Source organism: Paenibacillus sp. LC231, assembly GCF_001860525.1.
Classification (GTDB): domain Bacteria; phylum Bacillota; class Bacilli; order Paenibacillales; family Paenibacillaceae; genus Paenibacillus_AQ.
The window spans coordinates 46,834-63,464 of sequence record NZ_JFOM01000025.1 but is presented as its reverse complement, the minus strand read 5'-3'; the positions used below and the strand labels follow the sequence as shown (position 1 = coordinate 63,464).

Sequence of the window (16,631 nt, the reverse complement as noted above, 5' to 3'; positions counted from 1 at the left end):
GTTGACGCTCCGAACGGATGCCGTAAAAATAACCGAGGAAAATCATCTTAAATAACACGACAGGATCGATGGCTGGTCGCCCATTATCAGCACAGTAAAGCGGACGGACCTTTTCGTCGATGAAAGAAAAATCGATATACTTGTCCACTTTACGGAGCAGATGATCTTGTGGAACCAATTCTTCAATCGAAACAAACTCGTAAGCCTGCTGTTTTTCTCGGTTAGAACGCAACATGTTTAACACCCTTCCGAACGGTTTATTTACTAATATTATATAATATTAACGCGGTGTCGTATTGAATTAAATACACAAAAAAATAGCTGTCGCGACTTTCTCGACAGCCTGAGAGCCTCTTCAAAAGAGGCTCTTCTCATTATGCCTGATGCTGGATCGAGGCTTTTACAAATTCACGGAACAGCGGCTGCGGACGGTTCGGTCGGGAAGTGAATTCCGGATGGAATTGCACGGCGAGGAACCAAGGGTGTCCTGGCAGCTCTACAATTTCAACCAGACGTCCATCCGGAGAAGTACCGGATATGCGCAGACCTGCTTTTTCAATATCTTCGCGGTACTGGTTGTTGAACTCATACCGGTGGCGATGTCTTTCATAAACGAGCTCGTCCTGGTAGCAGGACTCTGCAAGCGATCCTGGAACCAGCTTACATGGATACAGACCCAAACGCATCGTTCCGCCAAGATCCTCGATATCCTTCTGCTCCGGCAGCAGGTCGATGACTGGATATTCGGTAGCCGGATCAATTTCCGAGCTGTTCGCGCCGTTCAGACCGACAATCGAACGGGCATATTCAATAACAGACACTTGCATCCCAAGACAAATGCCGAAGAATGGAATGTTGCGCTCACGGGCATAACGAATCGCGCTGATCTTACCTTCGATACCCCGATCTCCAAATCCACCTGGTACAAGGATACCACCAATGCCACTCAAGGCCTCTTCCACGTTGTCTGCCGTAATCTCTTCGGCATTCACCCAGCGGATCTTCACGTCAGCATTAGCATCAAAGCCTGCATGAGACAGGGATTCAACAACACTGAGGTATGCATCGTGCAGTGCGACATATTTACCAACGATCGCAATCTCAACGGTCTTCTCCAGTTTGGATACACGCTCCACCAGATCTTCCCACTCGCTCATATCCGGCGCAGGGGTAGTCAATTTCAAATGATTGACTACAATTTCATCAAGACCTTCTTCACGCAAATTCAGCGGCACCTCATACAGCGAGGAGGCATCGCGACATTCTACAACCGCGTTAGGATCGATATCGCAGAAGAGCGCGATTTTTGCTTTCATCTCGGTTGAAAGCTCATGCTCCGTACGGCACACGATAACATTCGGCTGAATGCCGATACTGCGGAGTTCTTTTACACTGTGCTGGGTCGGCTTCGTTTTTACTTCACCGGCTGCCTTAATATATGGAATGAGGGTTACATGAATATACATCACGTTCTCACGGCCAACGTCGCTCTTAATTTGACGGATCGCCTCAAGGAAAGGAAGGCTTTCGATATCGCCGACCGTTCCGCCGATTTCGGTAATAACCACATCCGAACCCGCTTCACGGCCTGCACGGAACACGCGCTCCTTGATTTCGTTCGTAATATGAGGGATTACCTGCACGGTACCGCCCAAATATTCTCCCCGACGTTCCTTGCTGATAACAGAAGAGTATACTTTCCCTGTTGTCACATTGCTGTTCTTCGACAGGTTAATATCGATGAAGCGCTCATAGTGTCCCAGGTCCAGGTCGGTTTCCGCACCGTCGTCCGTAACGAATACTTCGCCATGCTGGTAAGGACTCATGGTGCCCGGATCTATATTAATGTACGGATCGAATTTCTGAATCGTTACCTTGAGCCCTCTGTTCTTAAGCAATCTACCGAGCGAAGCGGCGGTAATTCCCTTACCAAGAGATGACACGACCCCGCCTGTTACAAAAATATACTTTGTCACTGTAAAAACCCTCCTATATAATCTCCATAACTTCAGGCGACATATGATGTTTATCCTAACCCGTTTTCCCCTGATTCATCAGAGGGACCAACAAAAAAGCATCGCTCGCTTCCAAAAATGGTGAGCGAGCTGACCTCCGACCTATTACAAACCGCATATATTGACGCTTAAATGATCCTCATATCATGTCGAGCTGCTTAACACGGCATGCGTTATGAGGCATCAAGACGAGCGGTTTCCATACCTCATCTTAAACAACTGCAAACTTGAATCTTAGTTGACATAAGGTTTAGCAGAAGATGTCCCCTACCGGCGGAATACTCACTGCAAGAGACCATGAAAGTCCAGTCCCTACAGGAAGGATGCCTCCACAGTCCAAAGAAAAAATGTCTATCGACAAACTTCCAGAAGACAGACCGCTTTTGATAAGGTAGTTTCTCTTGCGTTATTAGGTCCAGAAGCTAGCGTCGTTTACACTTTCTGAGCCTTAAAAACAAAAAAAGTGACCCCGAATAGATAACGGGGCACTTTTATATTAAACATATTTAATCCACAATCATAAGCCCAAGCAATAGTTTACTCTGTGCCTTGTCTGCTTGTCAAGAGAAGAAGCAACCTCAAAATTCCCCAATCGGCTGACAATGTAAAACACAGTCATAATCAGCTCAGACAAGTGCTAAAGTCCCTGCTGCATGAGGGATTAATCCTTATCGTCTTCCTCAAATGCTTCATCTTCCAGATCATCTTCCTCATCGGATTCGGAATCCTCGTCTTCCAATTCGTCATCATCCAGAACAACCTCTTCGTCTACTTCATCGTCAGCATCGTCATCATCCGGGAAGAGATCGTCGTGATCACCATCTTCTTCATCGATGCTGTCGAAATCCTCCTCGACATCGTCACCGCTATAAGTATCTTCTTCATCGGTGAAGTCATCGTCATCATCATCTTCATCGTTGATGATCCGCGGACGCTTGGCGTTCGCAATCGGATCCTCGGACTTCTCGAGCGGATACCAGCGCTTTAGTCCCCACAGATTCGTTCCTACACATGCGAAACGTCCGTCTATATTGATCTCGGTATATAACTGGGCAATCGTTTCGTTAATTTCCTGTTCCGTAAAGCCGCGAAGCTTAGCCACCTCATTCATAAGGTCACGGTAATAATACGGCGTATTCGCCGCCTTCAGAACCATAAAAGCCAGGTCAACCATTGGGATTTCCTGAATCTTCTCCGGATCGATCTTTAAATTGAGCGGATTACTCACTAACGCACACTTCCTCTCACACAATCTTCACGTTATACCCTCAACATATCCATTATCAAAACTAAGTAAAACCTATTTGGAAATAAAAATCAAGTTTTTCTGCGCTACATTACCCATCAGGTACCAAAAGGAAAAAGACGGAGACAATTGTCTCCGTCTTCTGACTGTATCCGCCCCAAGGATCGACTCCTTACGGGATTAGATAAGAGAACCTTGATGTTCCCTCCATGTATCTTATGTTAGCCCTGCTGCTTTGACACGGTAAACAGGGCCTATTTCCCGGAAAAAGGGCAACATCCCATTCGGGCACTCTCCCCGGTTCATACAATACTGAAGCAACGGTTCATCGAGAAGGGAGATTGCCACATATGGATTACACCCGGATCATGCAATCACTACTTACAGAGACGAACCCTATGCGGAACGTCCGGGAAATGAACCGGCGGCTCCTCACGTTTCATGACCCTCAGCTGTACCAGGAATGTATCCGCGAATGGATAAGACTTGTCGGGAAAAGGCGTTTCCCGAGCTCAGTCAGCTATTCGCCGCTTACCCAAACCATCATCGCTCCAGCTCCCCAAACCGCGAAGTTTGAAGCGGAGTTTCGGAATGAACTGATGGTAGAAGAGGATGACCAGGTTCATATCCAAGCCATACAAGGGACAATTGGAACGCTAACCGGGATCCCATGGGGTATCAAGCAGATCAAAGCCCCTCAAGCCTGGTCGATCTCGACAGGACACCGCATGAAGATTGCGGTTATCGACACCGGGGTGGATTTCGCTCACCCCGATCTGAAGTATTCGCTGACTCGAGGGATTAATCTCGTCCATCGGAACATACCGCCATATGATGACAATGGACACGGAACACATATTTCGGGTACCATCGCTGCTGCGAACAGCACGCAGGGCATGATTGGCGTTGCTCCAAGATCTGTGGTGTATCCAGTCAAAGCCTTTGATCACAACGGATCCGCCTTTGTGTCGGATATCATTCTGGCCATCGACTGGTGCGTGCGGGCCGAGATCGATATCATTAATATGAGTTTCGGTATGCAGACCCGAAGCCGCGCGTTGCTGGATGTTGTAGGCAAGGCCAATCAAGCAGGCGTCATTATTGTAGCCTCATCCGGCAATGACGGCAAACGCCGTACTGCTGACTATCCTGCCCGTTATCCTCAAACCATATCCGTCGGAGCTACCGACCGTAACCGGAAGATCCCTGCCTTTAGCAATCGCGGGCAATTTGTCGATATTTATGCACCTGGAGATAAAATCGTGTCCGCTTGGCTGCAAGGAAAATACCACGAGATGAGTGGCACCTCTATGGCGACTTCGCACGTCAGCGGAGCGATCGCCCTGCTGCTTGCGCAAAAGCCTGACCTAAAAAAAACGGCTACCATTAAGGCCCTGCTGCGACGCACCTCCTCTCCCCTTAAGCTTAAAAAAGGATACAGCGTCTCCGATGGAGAGGTAAATGCCTTGAAATTTTTGCGCGAGGGCATGAAATTATAGACTGATTCTTCAGCACCTACAAAAGAAAGTCCGTTTACAAATTAAAAACAGCCGCCTTTCCACGGAAAGACGGCTGCTGTCACATATTCAAATTAAGGCTCCTTACATCCGTTCCGGCGCCGATACGCCCATCAGGCGAAGCACGTTAGCAATAACCGTACGAACAGCTCGAAGCAAAGTCAGGCGAGCCTGCGTTTGATCCGCATCCTCCGTAATCACGCGCTCAGCTCGATAGTAGCTGTGGAACAAGGAGGCCAGCTCGTATACATACCGGATAAGTCGGTGCGGAGCATAGTTCTCTGCAGCAAGCGACACTTCCTGCGGGAGCTCTCCTATTTTGCGCAAAATGTCGTATTCGTGCTCGGTTGTCAGAACGCTCAGGTTCACTTCCGAAAGCGGCAGGAGGTTAACGCCCTGCTCCTCCGCTTGGCGGAATACGCTGCAGATACGTGCGTGAGCATACTGCACATAGAAGACCGGATTCTCATTGGACGTTGACACCGCCAGATCCATATCGAAATCCAGATGCGAATCCATGCTGCGCATAGTGAAGAAATAGCGGATTGCGTCAACGCCGACTTCATCCATCAGGTCTTCCATCGTGACCGCTTTACCGGTACGCTTGGACATTTTCACTTTCTCGCCATCCTGGAACAGGCTGACCATCTGGGCGATCAATACAATCAGTTTGTCCGGATCATTGCCCAGCGCCTCCATAGCTGCCTTCATCCGCGGAATGTAACCATGGTGATCGGCTCCCCAAATATTGAGGATCTTGTCGTAGCCGCGCTCGTATTTATTGCGGTGGTACGCAATATCCGGCGTTAGGTAAGTATAGGTTCCGTCATTCTTCACGAGGACGCGGTCTTTGTCATCCCCATAGTCGGTGGTACGAAGCCAGGTTGCCCCATCCTTCTCATAAGCTTCGCCCTTCGATTTCAGCTCTTCCAGGGATTTCTCCACGAGTCCGTTCTCGTACAGAGATGTCTCACTAAACCATTCGTCAAAATGAACGCGGAATCGATTCAAATCGCGTTTGATTTTATCCAGTTCCTTCTCAAGCCCGAACTGACGAAGGAATGCCGCTCTCTCGCCTGGATCCATGGACAGCAAAGAGTCGCCCTTCTCAGCTACAAGCTCTTTAGCAAACCCTTTGATATCTTCGCCGTGGTATCCATCTTCCGGCATTTCGGCATTCTGACCGAGCTCCTGCAGATAACGGGCTTCGAGGGATTTTATCAGGTTCACGACTTGGTTGCCTGCATCATTAATGTAGTATTCGCGCGTCACTTCGTATCCAGCAAAATCAAGCACATTGCAAAGGGCATCGCCTACCGCCGCTCCGCGGGCATGTCCCAGGTGCAAACTTCCGGTGGGATTGGCGCTGACAAACTCCATCTGAACCTTTTGCCCCTCTCCGGTAGCAATTCGCCCGTAGTTGTCGCCCTGTTCTTCTACCAACGCAACGATCGGATAGAGATACCCCTTGTCCAAGGTAAAGTTGATGAATCCTGGCCCGGCTATTTCTGCTTTTTGAATGGAAGCCTTCGCCATGTCCAGATGTTCCAGGATAGCCTCTGCAATTTGTCGCGGGTTCTTCTTGGCGATTCGTGTCAACTGCATCGCTACGTTCGTAGCCAAGTCGCCATGCGACTTATCCTTGGGAACTTCAAGCGTAATGCCTGGCAATTCCTCACGGGAAACCAGTCCTGCAGCTACGGCAGCGTCCGCCACCGCCTCAGCAACCAGCCCGTTAATGTGATCTAATGGATTCATTGTCATGATTCATGTGCCTCCTGAATAGTCAAACTGATAGAAAAGTGTCCCGAAAACTCATCAAACACATATAAATCATACGCCCAAGCCGCTCGTCCGGACACGCCTTCAAGCGCAAGCTCCAGACGCTGGGTATGCGTAGACAGATTAAATGAAGTGAACGGGGAGCGGTAATACCCAGGCAATCGCTGACCCAGCTTAAATGCCTGCTCGGACTCCACCTCGCCGTGACGGATCAGCTTCAGCTCGTCCTCCGTCAGCTTGAGCATGGCCCGGGTTTCCCCTTGATGCGGTCCAAGCGCTGGTTCGGTATAGCGAACATACAGGACATTCCCTTTGATAAACGCCTCTGCCGGAAGCTCCTGTATCGTATTCTCCCCTTCGTGAAGGCTTTGAAGACGGATGCTCACTTGTTTTCGGTCGTTCATGTTCGTTCCTCTTTTCCTTACCTATTGTATCACTATATCCAGTATAGCCCTGCAATTCAAATGAGGATTTTAGCAAATGTGAAGTAAACGTCTATCCGCGTGCTTACACGAAAGATCGGGTGCATCCTCAATCCCCGTATTTCTCGGCCCATTGCTTGTGCCACTCACGGTAACGTACACCTGTGTTTTCCTCCAGAGTCTTCTCGCCCAATGGAGTAGGGGGCACGGGCTAAATTTCCCCGATCAAGGAAACAAGGTTCCCCCGATAACCTTGCCCTCTGCCATCCTACGACTAGAATGCCAAATACCACATGCTGTAGGCATAACCGGAAAAGAATATGCCTGATCCGTAACGAATCAGGCATGAACTATCGTATAAGTTACAACGGAAGCAAGGCTACCTTCTCCCGCAATTCCAGCTTGGACACCATGTCGTTCCAGGCCTGTGGTTTCTCAGGCAGTACCGAATAGTAACGTCTCAGGAAGTTAACGATCAGCTCCGTAGACAGCTCATCAACGGCATCATCGCCAGGCATAAAGCACAAATCGAGCCCGCTCACCGCTTCGCCATCATTGTTCCAGGAAGGATGAACGTAGGCGATATCTGTGCGTTTGTAGCCAAGATGCGAGAGGACTTCGCGGCGAACAAAAGGATCCATCGGCTTCACGCCGCCAAATGCATGGTCCTGCACCCGGTACGGATCGTAAATCTCGGCAAACATGCCGAACAGCTCTTTGCCGTTCGCGGCAGCCAGCTGATTCAGATCCTTTAAGCGATGCTGTGCCAAGAATCGGCCGATGCCAAGCCCTTCACGCCCGATGATGGTAAAATCGGTCATCGCTACATTCCAGTCCTCGTAATAGCGGTATTCCGTTGTACCCATCACTTCGTCCTCATGCAGGGCAACAAACACCCGAATACCCGGATCCTCCAACGGTTCTTTCCATAGACTGAATTCCAGCACCTCTTCCGGAGGGAACACTTCCTTCATTAGATTGTGCATTTTTCGGAACAAGGGATCGTCGATGCTTGTAATACGGATATATTCCATTAGATAAAAGCCTCCTTATATATGTAATCAAAAAATCCATTTTATATATGAAGCCAATTCATTATCGTTCTAGCGAAACTACTTATCCAGTGAAAGGGTTCTTCCATTCCATCAGAGCCCCGTAGTTGCAGGACTCTTCATCCTCCAAATAATCTGCCGCTACCCCAACGGGCGTCCGGCCGCAACGAAGCAGGAAGGTAATCACCGGATCCTTGAGATCACCCCGGACAACAGCGTCCAGATACTCCGCAGCCGACATTTGATGGGCATGCCGATGATAGCCGGGCATCCGTCCACCGCCAAGCAGTCGGTCCAGTCCCCGATTCACCGTCACATGGTACAGCGACTGAATCAGCCATTTGCCGAGTCCAAGCTTACGAAAGCGCGGCCTGACGCAAATGTCGGCAATGTATAGCGTATTCCCGTCCGGCTTATGCGTCCGGATATACCCGTTATCCGTGGTATCCGCCCAGGAGTGGGCAGGCTCCATCGGATCATAATCCACGATGAGCGAAGTGATGGACCCGGCGAGCATGCCTTCCACTTCAACGCACAGAGCCCCCTCAGGGAACAGGGTGACATGCTGCTTCAGCTGCTCATTGTTCCACCACTGCTCCGGCGGATACGGGGGCGGGAACGTCTCGGATTGGATGACGATCAGCTCGTCAAAATCCGCTTCCGTGTAGCTTCGAATGATAACCGGCACCGGCCGGGCATCGTCAAATACATAAAACTGTTGATGAAACCGGACCATTTCCTCTGCACCGCCTTTGTCCTATTTTCCTCAAATCATGATAAACGGCTTACTCCCAATCCGGATACAAATCAGTACGCCGGTCACGCCATGTCGTGACGGAGCCCTTCTCGCGCACTTGATACAATAAATCCAGATCGAGATCGGCGGTAATGATCATGTCGTTGTTCAGCTCTCCCTCTGCCAGCAGGCCCTGTGGAGGAAACGGGATATCGTTCGGGGTAATGATGGCCGCCTGTCCGAAGTTGGCACGCATCAGATCCACGGTTGGCAGCGAACCAACGGTACCGGTCAGCACCACATAGATTTGATTCTCAATGGCGCGGGCATGGCTGGTGTAACGAACGCGGTGGAATCCGTGACGATCATCCGTACAGGACGGACAGAAAATGACGTCGGCCCCTTTAGCCTTGGCCATGCGCACAATCTCAGGAAATTCGATGTCATAACAGGTCAGCATCGCAACGGTGCCTTTTTCTGTCTCGAACACTTCGAGCCCTTCGCCCGCACCCATATTCCATCCGCTAATCTCCGAAGGTGTGATATGAATCTTGGCCTGCTCCGCAATGCGGCCGTCCGGATAGAACAGATGCGCTACATTGTACAGCTTCCCTTGCCGGCGAATGACGTGCGTCCCGCCAATGATATGCATATGATATTGCTTCGCAAAGCCTTGAAACAGCTCGCGGTAACGGTCTGTGAAATCCGGAAGATCATTGATCGTCAATGCCTTGCCTTGATCATCCCCGATGGACATCAGCTGGGTCGTAAAAAATTCCGGAAACAGCACAAAGTCGGCTTCAAATTCCTCCGCCGTCCGGATATAATGCTCCGACTGATGGGCAAAATCGTCAAAGGATTGAATGGTGTGCAGATGATATTGCACGGCAGAAACGCGAAATTTCATGCTTCTCCTCCTTAGGCATAGTTAGATGCTTTCATTATATCGGATTCCGAGCTTCGAGAACATGGGAACATGAAGTCATCCTCCCTTGGAAACCATAATCCTGTGAAGCAAGCTTCCAACACGCTCAAACGGATATCATCAACTCGCCGTGCGACAAAGAAAGCTCAATTTATGAAAAAATACACGTCATTCATACCCACGCTTTACAATTCTCCTGTATACTGTCGTATGTAAGCCTCTTGTCTACACTATGAATCTTTAGCCCTTACAAGCATATATTGCAGCCCGGTTGGACTTTGGGCTGACAGCTTACAAAATTATAATGTGAGGTGTACTGTTCACAATGATTACTCGTTCGATGGATTGGCTTCAGCAACATGACCACCTTATCTTCCGCTGGTTAAACCGCAAGATCAGCAACAAAACGGTGGATTCGATGCTCGCGCTGGTCACCCATATGGGGGGTGCTATCTTTACCATTGTGCTGACACTTTCGATAGCGTTTTTTGCACCTGAGCCGTGGAATACGATGGGGTGGCAGAGCTTTATTGCGCTTTCCCTCAGCTTCCTGATTACGGCCCTCATCAAAAGGAAGATGCGGCGCATCAGGCCTTATCTGGCACTTGAAAAGGTGCGGTTCGAAAAAAAACCAATGAAGGATCACTCGTTTCCTTCCGGGCACTCGACGGCCATCTTTTCCATTATCACGCCGTTTCTGTTCATAACGCCGTGGCTGTCATTGCTCTTGATCCTGCTGGCCCTTACGGTCAGCCTGTCACGCATTTATCTTGGCTTTCACTATCCTTCGGATTGTTTGGCCGGCTGTTTCGTCGGAACGACCTCGGCGCTGCTTATCGTACTCAGTTAAAATACAGGCATCTCCCTCATGGCTTTACGGCTATGGATGGAATGCCTTTTTTTGTGCTTCCCTCACTTGTGTTTGCTGACCCTCTATCCAGGCTGCTACATAGGAATTTTCACATCTTTCCCACACGTATAGATTATAATTTCGCAGAAATACGAAAAAAGATTGAACCATTCCGGCTGGTAAATCGTACTAATAGTACATTCTTAATAAGGAGGTATTTATTCATTGAAGAAAAGACTATCACGGATGCTGGTTACCCTACTCGCCGTTACGATGATCCTTCCGGCTGGGGTAATGGCAGCAGATAACAGCCAAGCTGCCGCTGGAGGAAGCCTTGAGAAAACCGCCGCAGAGAAAGCCAAGCTGCTCACCGGGACGTATGGAACGACAAGCGTTCAATATGCCCTTATCGACAACGGAGTGATTACCGTGTCCGGGCAAGAGGGCATCAATGATATGGAAGGAAAGAAACCGCTGACTAAAGATACGATGTATGCCATCGGTTCCACGAGTAAAGTGTTCACCGCCGCTGCGGTAATGAAATTGGTGGATGAGGGGAAAATCAACCTGGATACGCCTGTGGTTCAGTACATACCCGAATTCACGATGAAAGACGAACGTTACAAAAAAATCACGCCGCGCATGCTGCTTAACCATTCCTCCGGACTGCAAGGCTCAAGCCTGAATAATGCATTTTTGTTCGAGGATAATGACCCTCATGCACATGACACGCTGCTGAAGCAGCTGTCCACCCAAAACCTGAAAGCGGATCCGGGTGCGTTCTCCGTTTATTGTAATGATGGATTCACGTTAGCTGAGATACTGGTAGAGAAAGTGAGCGGCAAGGATTTTACTGCCTTCATTCATCAATATTTTACCGAGCCGTTAGATTTGGACCACACGAAGACATCCCAAGATACATTGGATTTAAGCCAAATGGCGGGTCTGTATTATCCTACTCACCAAGGACAGCTTCCTAACGAGACGGTCAATGTGATCGGAACCGGCGGCATCTATTCTACGGCTGAAGACTTGGTACAGTTCGCGCAGATCTTCACCGGAGAAGCCGAAGGCATTCTTTCCGACAAATCCGTTAAGGCCATGGAGCAGGAAGAGTATAAAAGGGGTCTGTGGCCCGAGGATGCCGATAACTCGTTCGATTACGGGCTTGGCTGGGACAGCGTGAGACTGTTCCCGTTCAATCAGTATGACATGAAAGCCGTGACCAAAGGTGGCGACACCATTCTGTATCACGCTTCGCTCGTTGTTCTTCCGGAGCAGAACATGGCTGCTGCCGTGTTATCGTCGGGCGGTTCCAGCTCAACGAACCAATTGCTGGCCAACGAAATTCTGCTGCATGCGTTGAAGGAAAAAGGCACCATCAAGGAATTTAAGCCGGAAAAATCATTCGGCAAACCGGTCAAAGCGGAGATACCTGGCAACATCGCGGAATTCGCCGGTTACTATGGCGTGACGAATCAGCAGATGAAAGTCGACATCAAGGACGGCGAACTATCCATTACCGTACCGATGGTGCCGGATTATCCTGCGGAGAAATATGTATACACTGCGGATGGAACCTTTGTCAGCGCGGATGGCAGCACGAAGGTCAGCTTCGTCAAAGAAAAGAATGACCGTATCTATTTATGGGTAAGACAATATGTAACGATTCCTGGACTTGGGCAAATGGCTTTATCGCATTATACCGCCGAGAAAATGGAAGCGAACCCGTTATCCAAGGAAACCGCTGCTGCTTGGGCCAAGCGGGAAGGCGAAACGTTCTATCCATTGAACGAGAAATTCACATCGCTGATGTACTTCATTACGAAACCGACGGTTGAGATTAACAGCGAGAGCGGTCTGGAAGGTTATATGATCGACAAAAAGATCATAGACCAGGATACCGCAGTAAGCCAGCATCAGGTTCCGGCTATTGGCAGCCGGGATACGTCCGAATTCCGCTTCTATAAGGAAAAAGGCGTAGAGTATCTCGAAGGCGCAGGCTCCCTGTTTGTGAGCGGTAAGAACGTAAAGTCGCTTTATAAAGGAAAAAAATCAACCGTCACCTTGCAAGCCGATGGTTATGCCAAATGGTACACCGTCCCTAAACAAGCTGAAGGCAAAACCATGACCGTCACCCTGCCAGCACAAGGCGCATTCGCCGTGTATGACGAAAAAGGTGCCGTTGTGAACTACAGCATCGTCAGCGGCAGTAACGAAGTGAAGCTTCCTGCTAATGGAGCTGTCGTATTTGCCGGTGCCCCAGGTTCGGCATTCGGTATCACCCTGCAGCCGTAATGAGGGTGGGCAGCCTAGGAACATGTTCTCAGTTAAGCCAAGTTAACTTATAAAGGAAAAGCACCTCAACCAAAAGCTAATGCCCATGGTTGAGGTGCCTTTTTTTTGCGTTAACCGGTCTTCGCCAGCTACAATTTCAAGGTCCGATTACGTCCCCGTCGACCTGCGGGCTGCAATGGATCGACAGCTGTGTCCCTGGCTCCAGACGAACCGTATGAACAAGGGGTCCCCGAGATGAAGGCTGGATGAAGGCTCCCTGACCGGATATGGAGCTTTTTCCTGCCCAAGGCGGCAGGGAAACGAGGATGTTCGTCTCCCGTTCAGCCTCAAGCTTGGCGTGGAACATACCGGCATCCCGGTCCCATTCCACGGTGATCCGACCGGTATGGAACCTCCAGTCTGAGAGCCGGCCACTACGCCAGCGCTCCGGCAGCGCCGGCAGGAGCTTCACCATATCCGGCGACACCTGCAGCAGCATCTCCTGTACGGCATTCACCCAACCCATGTTCGCATCGAGCTGTATCGGCGCTGCCGGCATATCCATGCATATCCCCATCCCCCTCCAATCGTTATGGAGGGTAAACAGATTCGGCAGCAGGCATGATTGCGCCAGTGTATCAAGACAGGCCAGCGCACGATCGCCTTCCCCCAGCCGCGCGTAGATGGATGCCATATGAGCCAGCGACCAGCCGCTTTGGGCGCCGAGCCGGCGCAGACGTACCGCCTTCTCGAAGGCGACATACAGCTCCGGCGCTGATTCCCGGGTCACTTCATCACCCGGGAACAAGGGGTAGATATGTGAGAGATGACGGTGATCGTATCGGTCCTTAAACGCGGGATCCAGCCATTCCGCAAGAGCACCGTCCTCGTTCGTCCGGTAAGGCGGCATGCGGTCCAGCATTCGCTTCCACCGCTCCTCCTCATCCTTCGAACCTGGGCCTCCGACGAGCCGATTCGCTTCGATCAGATGGGTAAGCAGCTCCTTCATAATCGCAATATCCATCGTTGCATTGGCGGTTGTCGGCATCGGGTGAGCCAGCTGCTTTCCGTCCTCCGGCATGAAATTAAGTGGGGTATTCTCCGGCGATACCGAAGGATACAGACGATAGGAGCCGTCTTCACCAACGACTGCGAAATCCTCGTAGAATTGAAGAGCTTCGCGCATGAACGGCAGCGCTTCCTCCCGCAAAAACCGGATATCGCCCGTATACAAAAAATGCTCGTAATAATGCCGGGCGAGCCACCCGGCTGCTCCCGTCCAGTTTAGAATGACGGGTACGATTTGATTCGGCGTTCCGATCCCCGGTGTGGTCCCAGCCGGGATGTAGATTCCGCGACATCCGTACAGCTTGCGGGCATTGCCGCGGAAATCGTCCATCAGGCTGCCATAGTAGCGGAACAGGGAAGGGACGAGCTCTCCTAAACCGCCGACATGCGCGTGCCAATACATCATTTGAATATTCTCATTCGCCATATGGTGGCACCATATAAGCCGGTAGTCTCCGCCCCACAAGCCGTACAGTCCGAACGGCCCCGATTCGGCTGCCGTCCCGCTAATAAACAAGTACCTTCCATAAGCCCACATTTTACGGACAAGCGATACGGGCGCCTCGCCCTCGTAAGCCTCCAGCAGCAGCTCCTCGCTCGAACGCACGTCCCTGTTGGCAGTGTTCAGCTCCAGGGATGCGGAATGGAACAAAGGACCATGGAGTTCGGTGTGGCGCTTGAGCAACAGGTCATATTCACACGTTTCAGGGAAGGTTTTGAGTTCACGCTCAAGCTGCTCCCATTCCTGTTCACGCTTGCCACGAATAAATACTTTCACCAGTACAAGCACCCGCCGGGCCTTAGTAAAATTCAACATCGTTCCTTCCTTAGTTGACTGCAAGCTTCCACCTTCACAAATAAGCCGCAGCACGGCACCGAAATCGGTACCGTCATCATTGCGGCCGGCGTACCGGATATACGCGCCCTTCGCCGAAGTGACCACGGATTCGGCCAATTCCTTGAATTCCGGTGTATCTCCCCACCGATCACTTGGGTAGAGCGTCAGCCCGATCTCTCCCGAAATACAGTGACTCACCCCGGCTTGATCCTTGATAAGCTTGCCGGTTCCTTTCCTGTCTCCAGGGTGTACTTCTTCATTGGCACATTCTTCGGAGCCAATCTCATAGATGACAGCCCCATCTGCACGGGATACGAACAGCCGCCTTACGTACCGGTTCGAACCGTCCGTCCAGCCTACCGAAACTTCGCCGGTCTCCATATTGAGGGATCTTCGGTAACGACGGAATGGCCGTGTAGTGGGCATGAACAACTTAATCGCCGCAAGCGGAAAGCGGGAGGCCAGCTTCGTCCCGTATCCCCGCTCACGTAAAGCGTTCGCCAAGTTCCAGCTGGCCCCCGTATAGTGTCCTTCATCCATCAGCCTTCGTGTTTCGGCGAGCGTCATGCTCACGTCCGGCAGCGGATCCTTTCGGCCCCAATGCCACAACCCCTCGTGATTCAGCAGTACCGTCTCTTCCTGCACGCCCCCGAATACCGAGGCCCCGACAATCCCATTGCCTGATGGCAGCGCCTCACGCCACATATTACGCCACCAAGAGGCGGGATACCTCATGGTTAACAGGTTCTCTTGACTCATCCCCGATGCCCGCCTTTGCCCCCCGCCTGCAGCCTCTCCATTTCGATGCTGGCCAGCAGAAGCGGAGCGACGCCCATGAGCGAATCACTGACAACCTTTTCACTTAAATAATAATCGTATGATCCGTCGCGGTATTTGCGCCCGCCCAATCCGGCGCCGTGGCAGATGCCGTGAAGGTGCAGCCCCTCGCCGTCGACGGTGATAAAATGTTTCTGGATGCCGTCATAGGCGCGTTTGACCACCCCGATGTCGATCTCGGCCAAATAATGAAGCCGAATGCCCTTGGCCAAGGCATAGGTCAACATGCAGGAGCCCGAAGCTTCCACATAATTGCCCTGCCGGCCATTGCAGTCCATCACCTGATACCACAGCCCGCTGTCTTGATCCTGAACGCGTACGAGCGCATTGGCCATCCGTTCGAAAATGCCCATCAGCTGCCCGCGCTGTGGATGGCTCACGGGGAAAAACTCCAGCGCGTCCACGAGCGCCATCGCATACCAGCCCATGGCACGGCCCCATACATGGCGCGAGCGGCCCGTTTCCTTGTCGCACCAGCGCTGCTCCCGGCTCTCATCATAGGCGTGATGCAGCAGCCCCGTCTGCGGATTCCGGGTACGCCGCTCGATGAGCAGCAGCTGCCGGGCAGCTTCGTCGAACCATGCCGGCTCATCAAACGTTTCTGCATATTCTGCCATAAACGGTGACGACATATAGAGGCCGTCCAGCCACATCTGAAACGGATAGATTTTCTTATGCCAAAATCCGCCTTCGTCGGTCCGCGGTTGTCCAACCAGCTGAGATGCCAGCAGCTCGGCAGCCCGGCGATATTTCTCCTCTCCTGTCGTGCGCCACAAGGGCAGCAGATTTTTGCCTTTATTGATGTGATCGAGATTATAGTCCTCCAGTGTGTAGCCGGCTATTGCCCCGTCTTCCTGTATGAAGACGTCCATATGACGCTTGACCACTTCATTGTAACGCTCCTCACCCGTCCAATCGGCCAGGCGGCCCAATGCAGTCAAAGCCATGCCGGCCACGTAGCCCCATTTGTTGGCTATATTCGGATGGTATCCGTCCACGCAAGCGGACAGGATCGTTTCTGCAACCTGGACCGGTATTCGTTCCAAGACTGTAACTTCAGCCACGG

Annotated in this window: 13 protein-coding genes; 3 read left to right on the top strand and 10 right to left on the bottom strand. The window is 51.2% G+C overall.

Annotated features, from left to right (window positions below; all coding sequences use genetic code 11):
- The 3 genes from AK95_RS17295 to rpoE all read right to left on the bottom strand — a co-directional run.
- Positions 1-235, bottom strand: a 235-nt coding sequence (locus AK95_RS17295) for a transposase (protein WP_162487597.1), incomplete at its 3' end; no start/stop codon positions are given.
- Positions 236-374: 139 nt separating this feature from the next.
- Positions 375-1,976 (bottom strand): CTP synthase, encoded by a 1,602-nt coding sequence (locus AK95_RS17290; protein ID WP_071221150.1) that lies wholly within the window; start codon positions 1,974-1,976, stop codon positions 375-377.
- A 700-nt stretch (positions 1,977-2,676) separates the two neighbouring features.
- On the bottom strand, positions 2,677-3,243 hold the full coding sequence (gene rpoE / locus AK95_RS17285) for a DNA-directed RNA polymerase subunit delta (RefSeq protein ID WP_071221149.1): 567 nt from the start codon (positions 3,241-3,243) through the stop codon (positions 2,677-2,679).
- 368 nt (positions 3,244-3,611) lie between these two features.
- Between rpoE and AK95_RS17280 the strand changes: the two genes are divergently transcribed.
- Entirely contained in the window at positions 3,612-4,760 is a 1,149-nt protein-coding gene (locus AK95_RS17280; RefSeq protein ID WP_071221148.1) for a S8 family peptidase, read from the top strand.
- A gap of 102 nt (positions 4,761-4,862) precedes the next feature.
- Here AK95_RS17280 and argS read toward each other — a convergent pair whose 3' ends face one another.
- The 5 genes from argS to AK95_RS17255 form a co-directional block, all read right to left on the bottom strand.
- Positions 4,863-6,542, bottom strand: a complete 1,680-nt coding sequence (argS, locus tag AK95_RS17275; RefSeq protein WP_071221147.1) for an arginine--tRNA ligase — start codon at positions 6,540-6,542, stop codon at positions 4,863-4,865.
- On the bottom strand, positions 6,539-6,964 hold the full coding sequence (locus AK95_RS17270; protein ID WP_071221146.1) for a YwiB family protein: 426 nt from the start codon (positions 6,962-6,964) through the stop codon (positions 6,539-6,541). Before AK95_RS17270 ends, argS begins: the two co-directional genes overlap by 4 nt.
- Before the next feature lie 380 nt (positions 6,965-7,344).
- Positions 7,345-8,016: a GNAT family acetyltransferase gene (locus AK95_RS17265; RefSeq protein WP_071221145.1), complete on the bottom strand. Its 672-nt coding sequence runs from the start codon at positions 8,014-8,016 to the stop codon at positions 7,345-7,347.
- Positions 8,017-8,098: 82 nt separating this feature from the next.
- Complete coding sequence (locus AK95_RS17260) at positions 8,099-8,770, bottom strand: GNAT family N-acetyltransferase (protein WP_071221144.1); 672 nt, start codon at positions 8,768-8,770, stop codon at positions 8,099-8,101.
- A 49-nt stretch (positions 8,771-8,819) separates the two neighbouring features.
- On the bottom strand, positions 8,820-9,677 hold the full coding sequence (locus tag AK95_RS17255; RefSeq protein ID WP_071221143.1) for a carbon-nitrogen hydrolase family protein: 858 nt from the start codon (positions 9,675-9,677) through the stop codon (positions 8,820-8,822).
- A gap of 343 nt (positions 9,678-10,020) precedes the next feature.
- Here AK95_RS17255 and AK95_RS17250 point away from each other — a divergent pair, with 343 nt between their 5' ends.
- Both AK95_RS17250 and AK95_RS17245 read left to right on the top strand, forming a co-directional pair.
- The gene (locus tag AK95_RS17250; protein WP_071221142.1) at positions 10,021-10,545 is read left to right on the top strand and encodes a phosphatase PAP2 family protein; all 525 of its coding nucleotides are present in this window, start codon (positions 10,021-10,023) and stop codon (positions 10,543-10,545) included.
- 225 nt (positions 10,546-10,770) lie between these two features.
- Entirely contained in the window at positions 10,771-12,843 is a 2,073-nt protein-coding gene (locus tag AK95_RS17245; RefSeq protein WP_071221141.1) for a serine hydrolase domain-containing protein, read from the top strand.
- A 136-nt stretch (positions 12,844-12,979) separates the two neighbouring features.
- Here the strand turns inward: AK95_RS17245 and AK95_RS17240 are convergent, their stop codons facing one another.
- Positions 12,980-15,487: a glycosyl hydrolase family 95 catalytic domain-containing protein gene (locus AK95_RS17240; RefSeq protein WP_071221140.1), complete on the bottom strand. Its 2,508-nt coding sequence runs from the start codon at positions 15,485-15,487 to the stop codon at positions 12,980-12,982.
- Positions 15,484-16,629: a glycoside hydrolase family 88/105 protein gene (locus AK95_RS17235; protein WP_071221139.1), complete on the bottom strand. Its 1,146-nt coding sequence runs from the start codon at positions 16,627-16,629 to the stop codon at positions 15,484-15,486. Before AK95_RS17235 ends, AK95_RS17240 begins: the two co-directional genes overlap by 4 nt.
- Positions 16,630-16,631 lie beyond the last annotated feature (2 nt).

What these genes read in the sequence shown, in the direction of transcription:
- AK95_RS17280 (WP_071221148.1), top strand. Translation starts at nt 3,612, where the DNA reads ATGGATTACACCCGGATCATGCAATCACTACTTACAGAGACGAACCCT.
- argS (WP_071221147.1), bottom strand. Translation starts at nt 6,542, where the DNA reads ATGACAATGAATCCATTAGATCACATTAACGGGCTGGTTGCTGAGGCG.
- AK95_RS17270 (WP_071221146.1), bottom strand. Translation starts at nt 6,964, where the DNA reads ATGAACGACCGAAAACAAGTGAGCATCCGTCTTCAAAGCCTTCACGAA.
- AK95_RS17265 (WP_071221145.1), bottom strand. Translation starts at nt 8,016, where the DNA reads ATGGAATATATCCGTATTACAAGCATCGACGATCCCTTGTTCCGAAAA.
- AK95_RS17260 (WP_071221144.1), bottom strand. Translation starts at nt 8,770, where the DNA reads ATGGTCCGGTTTCATCAACAGTTTTATGTATTTGACGATGCCCGGCCG.
- AK95_RS17255 (WP_071221143.1), bottom strand. Translation starts at nt 9,677, where the DNA reads ATGAAATTTCGCGTTTCTGCCGTGCAATATCATCTGCACACCATTCAA.
- AK95_RS17250 (WP_071221142.1), top strand. Translation starts at nt 10,021, where the DNA reads ATGATTACTCGTTCGATGGATTGGCTTCAGCAACATGACCACCTTATC.
- AK95_RS17240 (WP_071221140.1), bottom strand. Translation starts at nt 15,487, where the DNA reads ATGAGTCAAGAGAACCTGTTAACCATGAGGTATCCCGCCTCTTGGTGG.